This window comes from Corallococcus carmarthensis (assembly GCF_003611695.1).
Lineage (GTDB): Bacteria > Myxococcota > Myxococcia > Myxococcales > Myxococcaceae > Corallococcus > Corallococcus carmarthensis.
In genome coordinates this window covers 1-9,381 of record NZ_RAWE01000301.1, presented here as the reverse complement: position 1 = coordinate 9,381, position 9,381 = coordinate 1, and the positions used below count along the sequence as shown (strand labels likewise).

The 9,381-nt window shown below is 70.4% G+C and carries 10 protein-coding genes; 3 read left to right on the top strand and 7 right to left on the bottom strand.

The window, feature by feature from the left end:
• The 3 genes from D7X32_RS45790 to D7X32_RS40885 form a co-directional block, all read left to right on the top strand.
• Nucleotides 1-1,371 (top strand): hypothetical protein (locus D7X32_RS45790; RefSeq protein WP_158625857.1); only part of this gene is annotated, 1,371 nt, incomplete at its 5' end.
• 29 nt (nt 1,372-1,400) lie between these two features.
• Nucleotides 1,401-1,652 (top strand): hypothetical protein, encoded by a 252-nt coding sequence (locus tag D7X32_RS40890; protein WP_120607929.1) that lies wholly within the window; start codon nt 1,401-1,403, stop codon nt 1,650-1,652.
• An 82-nt stretch (nt 1,653-1,734) separates the two neighbouring features.
• Nucleotides 1,735-2,391, top strand: coding sequence for an Isoquinoline 1-oxidoreductase subunit (locus D7X32_RS40885; protein ID WP_120607928.1), 657 nt, complete (start codon nt 1,735-1,737; stop codon nt 2,389-2,391).
• Here D7X32_RS40885 and D7X32_RS40880 read toward each other — a convergent pair.
• From D7X32_RS40880 to D7X32_RS40850, 7 genes are all read right to left on the bottom strand, one after another.
• Nucleotides 2,388-4,595 carry a xanthine dehydrogenase family protein molybdopterin-binding subunit gene (locus tag D7X32_RS40880; protein WP_120607927.1) on the bottom strand — a complete coding sequence of 736 codons (2,208 nt, stop codon included), beginning with the start codon at nt 4,593-4,595 and terminating at the stop codon, nt 2,388-2,390. The genes D7X32_RS40885 and D7X32_RS40880 overlap by 4 nt on opposite strands.
• Nucleotides 4,592-5,059, bottom strand: a complete 468-nt coding sequence (locus D7X32_RS40875) for a (2Fe-2S)-binding protein (protein ID WP_120607926.1) — start codon at nt 5,057-5,059, stop codon at nt 4,592-4,594. The genes D7X32_RS40880 and D7X32_RS40875 overlap by 4 nt, the downstream gene beginning before the upstream one ends.
• Before the next feature lie 103 nt (nt 5,060-5,162).
• The gene (locus D7X32_RS40870; RefSeq protein ID WP_147450475.1) at nt 5,163-5,405 is read right to left on the bottom strand and encodes a FruA-associating protein, FapA; all 243 of its coding nucleotides are present in this window, start codon (nt 5,403-5,405) and stop codon (nt 5,163-5,165) included.
• Between the two features lie 168 nt (nt 5,406-5,573).
• Nucleotides 5,574-6,455: an aldo/keto reductase gene (locus D7X32_RS40865; protein ID WP_120607924.1), complete on the bottom strand. Its 882-nt coding sequence runs from the start codon at nt 6,453-6,455 to the stop codon at nt 5,574-5,576.
• A complete protein-coding gene (locus tag D7X32_RS40860) occupies nt 6,452-7,261 on the bottom strand; it encodes a M14 family metallopeptidase (protein WP_120607923.1) in 810 nt (269 codons plus the stop codon). Before D7X32_RS40860 ends, D7X32_RS40865 begins: the two co-directional genes overlap by 4 nt.
• A 102-nt stretch (nt 7,262-7,363) precedes the next feature.
• Entirely contained in the window at nt 7,364-7,810 is a 447-nt protein-coding gene (locus tag D7X32_RS40855) for a Spy/CpxP family protein refolding chaperone (protein ID WP_120607922.1), read from the bottom strand.
• 120 nt (nt 7,811-7,930) lie between these two features.
• Complete coding sequence (locus D7X32_RS40850; protein ID WP_244239461.1) at nt 7,931-9,103, bottom strand: serine hydrolase domain-containing protein; 1,173 nt, start codon at nt 9,101-9,103, stop codon at nt 7,931-7,933.
• Between the last annotated feature and the right edge of the window lie 278 nt (nt 9,104-9,381).

The following is a 9,381-nucleotide window of genomic DNA, read 5'->3' as shown; positions in this document are numbered from 1 at the left end:
GAGCCGGGAGGCGGTGGGGATGGGGGCACGGAGGTGGATGCCGGGGCATCCTTCACGACGGTGGCCCGGGACGCGCAGCTGCTGGCGGTGGATGACCGTCAGACCTTCCTTCTGACCGTGCGCGCGGACGGCACCTACGCACAGCCGCTGCCGGAGGGCGAAGCCGTGCGCATCTCGGACGTGGCGGAGCGGGTCTTCACCGCGAGCGACGGCGACGCGGTGGTGCTCTGGAGTCCCCAGGATGGAGGGTTGAGCCGGACGTTGTGGCTGTGGCGGCCCGGAACGGACACGGCCATTCCCCTGACCTCCCGCGCCCGGAAGGTGGAGTACGACCTGGGGGTGTCCTTCGTCGCCTTCAATGAATACGACGAGGCGTCGGGGACGAACTCCGTGCGCGTGGCCCGCACGGACACCTGCACCCTGGCGGCCTGCCCGCTCTGGACCGCGCTCGAGCGCCCGTCTCGGAACCTCCGTTTCCAGGCGGGTGGGACGACCCTGCTCGCTACGGACGGCACCCAGGCGTGGCTCATCGACATGCCGTCTGGCGCCGTCACGGAGCTGGGGCAGACGGTGTCCGATCCGGTCCTCTCCGCGGACGGTGCCCGCTACGCCCTCTTCGACGCGGCGAACCATCTCCAGGTCTTCGGCACGGCCACGCGGACGCTCCAGTGGGAGCAGGTCTGGCGGGACGATGCCACGCGGAAGAACTGGCACGTCTCCACCGCCATCATGACGGACGTGGGGACCCTCATCCTGAACATCCAGGGGTACAGCACTCCGGAGACCGACTCCGTCGCCTGCGATGCGACGGGCTGCAGGGACATTGACGGGGGCAATTGCCGGAACTGGGAGGCCAGCCCGGGTGTGGTGCTGTGTCTCATCCAGACCTGGTACTCGCCGGACTATTACAGCCAGGACTCAGCGTACCTGGATGGAACGGGACGCACGCTCGTCGACACCGCGACCGCCAGTTCCTCGGTGTCTCCCGCCTTCAGCGCGGACCTCCTGAAGCAGGCCTGGACCGTGAGCGTGGTGCGGGACGGCGTGAGGACCGACACGTTGTGGTGGAGGACGCCGGAGGGGACGCAGCAGTCGCTGCTGGAGGGGCGGGTGGATTCCACCCTGTTCACGTTCACCCCAGACGACCGCCAGGTGCTGTTCGCCCGGGCGCTGACGACCGCGGACGGAAAGACCGACCATCGTCTGTCCGTCTGGGATGGGCAGAGCGTGGTCGACCTGGCGGTGCTGGAGGGAAAACCCTTCCTGAACCACATCCGTCCCATGGTGAGGAACAACCCGCCCGCGCTGTACCTGACCGTCAGCCAGGGAGACGGCGGCTCTACCTCCGTCATCCGCGCACCGCTTCCGTAGTCAGACGTCGCAGGGCCGGGAGTTTCCGCGTGAATGTCTTCGACTTCGTGCCGGGGCAGCAGCGGTTCGTTTTCGTCAATCCCAAGCAGGGTGCGGACGGCGGCACGGAGAATGTCCTCTCCGTGTGGGACGGGCAGACCGTGGAGGAACTGGGCCTCGTCGAAGGCTATCCAGGCGGTGTCATCATCCGGATGGAGCCGCCCGCGCTCTACATGACCGCGTACGAACTGGGGCCGGATGGCTGGCCCGTGTCGTCGGTCCTCCAGCGCTTCGCGTTCTGAGGCCGGAAGGTGGACACTCGGCGGGGCCGGCCTTCCTCCGGAATGGCTGGCCCCTTGCGTCCCATGTCACGCTTCCGCGTGCATGCGAAGCCACCGGGCCGTCCTCCTGCTGTCGTGTGCCGTCGTCGCGCTCACGGGGTGCCGGAGCGCGACGCGGACTCCCTCTGAAGTGCCTGACGCCGAAGCCCCCGTGGCCCCGGACGCACTCCGGCCCGTGGCGTCCTTCGCGCGCATCGAGGACGCACAGGCGCGCTCCGTGGCGCTCTTCGTGGAGGCGGGGAGGGTGATTGCCCATCCGCGCTGCACCAACTGCCACCCGCCGGATGGGCGGCCCCGGCAGGGCATGTCCCAACAGGCGCACGTCCCGGCGGTGGTGGGCGGCGAGGACGGTCACGGCGCGCCCGGGCTGCCCTGCACGGCCTGCCATCAGGCGGCGAACACGCCCACGGTGGGCGCCACCGTGGCCAGCATCCCGGGCAATCCCAAGTGGGCCCTGGCCCCCGTGGAGATGGCGTGGATTGGCCGCTCGCTGGGCGAAATCTGCGAACAGCTCAAGGACCCGAAGCGCAACGGCGGCAAGGACCTGGCCGCCATCCAGCACCACATGGCGCAGGACGTGCTCGTGGGCTGGGGCTGGAACCCGGGCCCGGGACGCCAGCCGGTGCCCGGCACGCAGGCGGAGTTCGGCGCGCTCATCCAGGCCTGGGTGGACACCGGCGCTCACTGCCCGAAGCCCTAGCCGCGCAGGGCCTTCAAGCGCTCCGAGGTGAGGGGCAGGTCCCGCACGCGCAGGCCCGTGGCGTCGAACACGGCGTTGGCGAGCGCCGCCGCCGTGGGGCCCTGGCTCGCCTCTCCCGCTCCCAGGAACGGCTCTTCCGGCCTGTCGATGAGCTGCACGTCCACGGATGGCGCTTCGGAGAAGGTGAGGATGGGATAGCCCTCCCAGTCGCGGGACAGGATGCGCCGCGCGTCGAAGCGCACGGCCTCCTTCAGGCTCCAGCTCAGCGACTGGATGAGCCCGCCCTCCAGCTGATTGGCGAGTCCATCCGGATTGACGACCTCGCCCGCGTCGGCGGCGATGACGGCGCGCACCACGCGCGGCACGTGGGTGTCGGGAGACACGAAGACCTCCAGGCACACCGCGCAGTACGCCGCCAGGTTCTTGTACCGGGCGAAGGCGAGCCCCCGGCCGTGGTGCGGTCTGCGCTGGAAGCCCGCCCAGCCGAACCGCTCCGTCGCGCGGACGATGACTGCCTTTGCCCGGTCATCCCGGAGCTGCCGGAGCCGGAAGGCCGCGGGGTCCGCGTTCGCGGCGTGCGCCAGCTCGTCCACGAAGGACTCGATGGAGAAGACGTTCGCGTAGGCGCCCAGGCCGCGCAGGGACGACACGCGCACGGGCATGGCCTTCACGAAGTGCGTCGTCACGGCCTGCCCCGGAAAGGCATACAGCGGGATGGCGTTGCGGTCGGCGGCGTAGTTCGGCGGTCCGCCATTCTTCGGCTCCGGCTGGGCGAACGGCTTCGCCAGCGAACGGCCCGCGAGCAGGTTGCCGGGCTCGCCCCCGGGCCGCGTCCCATGCGCCGTGGACCACAGCGCGTAATCCCAGTCGAGCACGTCCCCGTTCGCGTCCACGCCCGCGCGCACCCGCGTCACCATGGCGGGGCCGTAGGGCTCGTTCGTGTGTTCGTCCTCGCGCGACCACTGCACGCGCACCGCGCGGCCGGGCAGGGCGCGGGCCAGCAGCGCGGCGTCCGCCGCCACGTCGTCCGCGCCGTTGTGGCCGTAGCATCCGGAGCCGTCCTGGTGACGGCAGTGCACCTGCTCCTTCGGCAGCCCGAGCATTTTCGCCAGCGCTTCGGCCGTCTCGAAGACGCTCTGGCTGTGGGTGTGCACGGTCATCGTGGTGCCGTCCCACTCCGCCACCGCGCAGGAGGGGCCAATGGACGCATGCATCTGGTACGGCCGCCGGTAGGTGGCCTCCAGCGTGCGCGTGGGCGCGACGTCGGTGGGCCGCTCCACGGAGTGGATGACCGTGTCCTGCGTGGGCTGCGCCAGCAACCACGCATGCGGATCCCCGGGCAGCGGCGCACCGTCCTTCCACCGTGCGGCGGCGGCCAGCGCGGCGGCGGCCTTCACCGCCCCCCATTCCCGGGTGGCGATGACGCCCAGGAAGTCTCCGTCGCGCACCACCTTCAGCACCCCGGGCATCGCGGCCACCCGCGCGGAGTCCACCGCCACCAGCGACGCACCTGGCGTGGGCGCGCGCACCACGCGGCCATGCACCAACCTGTCGGACCGCAGGTCCTGGACGAAGCGCGTCTCTCCCGTCACCTTCGCGGGCAGATCCACCCGGGGCAGGGGCCGGCCCACCTGCTTGCGTTGCGAGGCGGGCTTGGGCGCGACGGTGCCGGTGGCCTCGCGCTGGAGGCGCTTTCCTCCCACGAGCTCCCAGTACGTGATGCGCGCGCCTCCGCCCGAGTCCTGGAGGGTGCCGTCCCGGACGGTGAGCCGCTTCGCCGGGACGCGCAGCCGCTTCGCGGCCATGTCCACCAGCAGCGCGCGCACCTCCGCGGAGGCCTGCCGCACCGCCGCGCCGCCATTGGGAATGGACATGCTCCCGGCCGTGGGGCCTTCGGGAGGACAGACGCGCGTGTCGCCGGACAGGACGCGCAGCCGGGCGGGTTCGACGTCCAGCTCCTCCGCGCACAACTGTCCCAGCGCGGTGAGGATGCCCTGGCCCAGCTCCACCTTGCCCGTCATCAGCGTGACGACGCCGTCCTCGCCAATGCGGATCCACGCATCCAGCCCCGGCGTGCGCGCCAGGTCCTGGGGCAGTCCGTTCTTCTTCGCGGGCGCGGCCCACGCGACGTCCGGCCCCGCGAGCGCGAAGGCCAGCACCAGCGAGCCCTTCAGCACCGAGCGACGGGAGACCGGGGCGCTCATTCCGCCAGCTCCGCCGCCGCGCGTTGCACGGCGCGCACGATGCGGTTGTGGGAGCCACACCGGCACAGGTTCGCATCCAGCGCGGTGCGGATGTCCGCCTCGGTGGGTGAGGGCTTCCGGCGCAGCAGCCCCGCCGCGGAGAGGATCATCCCCGGGATGCAGTACGCGCACTGTCCGGCCTGCTCCGCGAGGAACGCGCGCTGGAGCGCGTGCAGCGCACCGTCCGGAGCGCGCAGGCCCTCCAGCGTGGTGACCTCCCGTCCCTGAAGTGACACGGCCGGCACGACACAGGAGCGCACCGGCGACCCGTCGCGCAGCACGGTGCACGCGCCGCACTGCCCTACGCCGCAGCCGTACTTCGCGCCGTTGAGCCGCAGCGTGTCGCGCAGCACGTAGAGAAGGGGGATGTCCTCCTCCTCGTTGATGACGTGGGATGCTCCGTTGACGTTCAGCGTGAAGGCCATCCGCGGGCTCCTCCGGGGGAGGAGGGGAAGGCTAACAGTCGCGCCAGGGTGCTCCGGAGGAGGCTGCCACCGAACGTCCGCCTCCCATCAACACCGCGAGGACCTACCGCGCCAGCGTCAGGAACTCCGCCACGCGCAGGGCCCAGGCCTCCGCGGAGTCCAGCTCCGAGCGGGCGTCCGCGTAGCGATCGAATGACGCGTCCGAACCGTCCCGCGCGAAGACGGCTTCGTTGAAGTCCTTCTGCGCCGTGGTGAGCCACTGGCTCGCGCGCATGCGCAGCCAGTTCGCCACCTGCGGCGTGGGCTCGACCTGGTTCAGGTCCAGCGCCGAAGGGTGAATCTCCACTGCTTCTCCATCCTTCTCAAACTCTGGCATCACGTTCATGCACCGGATGGTTGGCACGCACCCAAGAGCCAGCACCCGGCCCGCATGGACGAGACAAACGTCGATGGTGAGCAGTTGATCTCGCTGAAATCTTCGCTGCTTGACGGAACGTAAGACTGGCGGGCTGCGTCAGATGACGCCATCCCACCCGCTGTCATTGCGGCGGAAGGCGTCCCGGATGGCCTGAACGGTGGGCTCGGGTAGGGGGCCCTGCTCCAGGACGCGCGCGTTGGCGCGGAGGTTGTCCAGCCGCGTGGTGCCCACGATGCAGGTGGCGACACCTGGCGCGAACGCGGTGAAGCGCAGCGCCAGCTCTGGCCAGTCCAGGCCGTCCGTCTGGAGGGCCATGCGCTGCATCCGTTCCCAGTACTCGCCCACGTCGTGCGCGTAGGGACGGCCCGGGAAGCGCCACGGCGCGTTGGCCAGGGGCCGCTTGGCGATGACGCCCACGCCGCGCTCGCGGGCCTTCGCCACGCCATGGTCCAGCGAGCGCTGGTCGAAGAGGTTCACGGACGTCTGCACCACGGCGAACGCGCCCGTCTCCAGCGCGGCGTCCAGCCCGGCGTTGTCACCCGAGTACGCGGCGGCGCGCACCTTGCCCGCCTGCACCGCGCGGGTGAGCGCGTCGATGAGCCCCGGGCGGTGGAGCACGTCCGGCGGACACGAGTGGAAGTGCAGCACGTCAATCACGTCGGTGCGCAGCCGCTGGAGGGCCAGGTCCACGCCGCGCGTGATGCACTCAGGGGTCCAGTCCTCCACGCCGGGCACGCCGTAGCCGCACTTGGTGGACAGCACGAACTCCCGGCGGCGAGCGCCGAGGAACCGGCCAATGCGCTCCTCGGACGCGCCATAGCTGGGCGCGGTGTCGATGAGGGTGATGCCCGCGTCCAGCACGCCGTGGAGGAGTGCTTCCGCGCCGGCGTCGCTCAGCGCATCACTGCCCACGGGGCCCGCGCCAAAGCCGAGCGCCGACACGGTGAGACCGCTGCTTCCCAGGGGACGTTGAATCATCGGTGGGGGCCCTCGCCACGCGCGGCCAGGTCGATGAAGCCGCGGATCCAGATGAGGTTCACGGCGTCGCACGCGTCCTGCGTGGTGGGCGTCGTGGTCTCCAGCGCGGCGGCATAGGGCACGCCCTGGCGCATGTACCAGTCGGTGACGCTGCCGTCGTGGAAGAAGATGAGGCCGTTCTCGTCGGCGTAGGCGTTGTCATCCACCTTGCGGCTCCGCACCACGGTGGCGTGCGCGGCGGCGGCCTCCGTCATCGGGCGGTAGGCGGTCTTGTCTCCGAAGGTGTACGCGTACGTGGCGACGCCGCCCAGGTAGTTGTCCTGGTGGATGTCGAGCGCGGCGTCCGGCGCCGGGAAGCGGGCCAGGTCGGTGCGCACCGCGCGCGTCTCCTTGGGGCCGCCGTCGTACAGGGCCCAGCGCAGGATGACCGGGTCGCCGATGAGCTCGCCGCGCCACTCGCCGGGCGCGATCTCGTAGCGCATGAAGTCGTTGTTGGGCTTCTCGCCGCTGCGGTTGTAGCGCGTGCCGTCCTCGAAGCCGGAGGGGTTGATGCACGGGTAGACGCGCAGGCCCACGCCCTTCGACTTCGCGTATGCGACGATGTCCGGCAGGTGCTTGGCGAGCGTCAGCGGACCGGCGGGTTCCTCCCCATGGAAGCCGGACGTGATGACGAGCCAGCGGTCGCCCGGGACGATGAGGCGGAAGAGGGGATAGTCGCGCCCCCCTTCGTGCACCCGGCCGTATTCGGAGAGCTCCCCCAGGGAAGCGTGGGAGCGGATGCGTCGCGCGTAGTCGGTGTAATCCACCGTCCGACCATAACCGCGCGCGTCATTCCTGCCCATGAAGGTTCACGGTGAGACACGGCATGTGTCATGCCGAGCGCACCGTGAGGGGCCCCTCGGGTGGGTCTACTTCGCGCCGGTGTGTTCGCGGATGTCGCTGGCCAGCTCCTGGCGCTGCGCGGGGGTGAGCGTGCGCTGGACTTCGAGCACGGCATCCACGGCCTTGTGGGCGAAGGCGCGAGCGGCGTCGATGCGCGCGTCCACCAGGGCGTGGAGCTTCGCGGCGTCAGGCGTGTCGGACGTCAGCTGGGTGATGGCCTCGGCGCGCGCGGCCTGCTGCCCCTCCATGAGCCCCTGTCCTTCGGAGAGGAGGCGGTCCTTCACGGCGTGGATGGAGGTGCGCTGGGCCTCGGTGGCGTTGAGGTCATCCAGCTTGTCGTCCAGCTTCCAGGTGACCATCTGGTTGATGCGCTCCGGGTCGGGCGTGCCGCGGTGATGGCGGCCCCATCCGAAACCGGTGAGCAGGGTGACGGCGACGACGGCGGTACCGGCGATGGCGAGCGTCTTCTTCATGGCGTGTGGCTCCAGGCGTGGGGTGTTCTTTCCCGCTGCTTGACTGGAACCAATATGGAAGCCGCCGGTTGCGGTGGTTTGCGCAGGGCGTGAAGAAGTGTGAAGGCCGGGGGACGCGGCTCAGCGTCCGTCCCACAGCGCCAGGTCACCGTATTCCCAGTCCCAGGGCACGCCGGCTTCGCCCAACACGAAGCGGACCAGATGCGGGAACGCGGCCTCCGCGCGCACGTCGTTGCTCAGGATGAGCACGCAGCGGCGGCCACGCGGCAGGCACACGAGGTTGTTGGCGGTGCTGTCATTGTGGCCGCTCTTGAAGAACCCGCGTCCCTGCGGACCGTCGAACACCACCACGCCCAGGCCCGCCGCCAGGTCCTTGCGGCGCGACTCCGGCGGCAGTTCGTCCTGGAGGGTGGGGAACTGGCTCCGGGTGGTGATGGGCAGTTGCGGCGAGGTCATCCGGGCGAAAGTCTCAGGCGACAGCCCTTCACCGCGCACCAGTGCCGCCGCGAAGCGCGACAGGTCGTCGAGGGTGGTGTCCATCGAACCGGCCGCGCGCACCCTGCCGCGTTCGTCGTGCGGTTCGACGCTGCCATCGGCCTTCCAGCCGTCGGCCAGGTTCTGTGCGAAGTCCGGCCGCCACATCATGCTGGTCGTGCGCATACCGAAGCGGTCGAACACGCGCTGTTGCAGCTCCGCGCCCACGTCCAGCCCGAGCCCGCGTTCGAGCACGAACTGCATCAGGATGATGCCGTCACCGGAGTACGCGTAGCGGCTGCCGGGAGCGAAGTGGATGCGCAGCTTCTCGTCGGGCTCCAGGAAGCCGAAGTTGGCGAAGCCCGCGCTGTGGGTGAGCAGGACGCGCGGCGTGATGGCCCGCCAGCGTTCGTCGCCGGAAAGGTGAGACCAGGTCGAGTAACGATCCTCGTCCGCGTAGTCGGGCAGCGGCTTGTCCAGGTACCGCGCGATGGAGGTGTCCAGGTCGATGCGCTTCTCGTCCGCCAGCTGCATCACGAGGTACGCGAAGACCGTCTTCGTGATGGACGCGCCATACATCACCGTGTCCGTGCGCAGCGGTTCGCCCTTCGCATCGCGAGCGCCGTAGGCCCGGGTCGCCACCACGCGTCCGTCGTCGATGACAGCGATGGCCAGCCCCTTCGCGCCGGTCGCGGCCATCGCGCGAGCTGCTTCCGCATCCAGCGCGGCCACGTCGGGGACGGGCGGCACTTCGCGGCGCGCGGACGTCGTGGCACAGCCGCTGGCAATCAACACACACAGGCCCCAGGCGCGCAGCACGTTCCGCAATCGGTTTTCCTCCAGCGCGGAACATCCGCGAAGCGGGAAGCGTACTCCACGGTGTTTCGCGTGGAGGAGGACTTCGAGTCCTCGCACCCGGAGGAACGCACCCGCGTCCGCGCTGGACGCAGACGCTGCGGCCCCGAGCGAGAAACCCCGGGCGCTCCCTGGGATGGGGCCTGTCTCCAAGCGTGGCCCTTCGGTTGCTAACGCAGTCCCTGGCGCCCGCATCCCCTCTCCGCGCGCGCTCCTCGACAGACTGGAACCCCCTCGTGCCC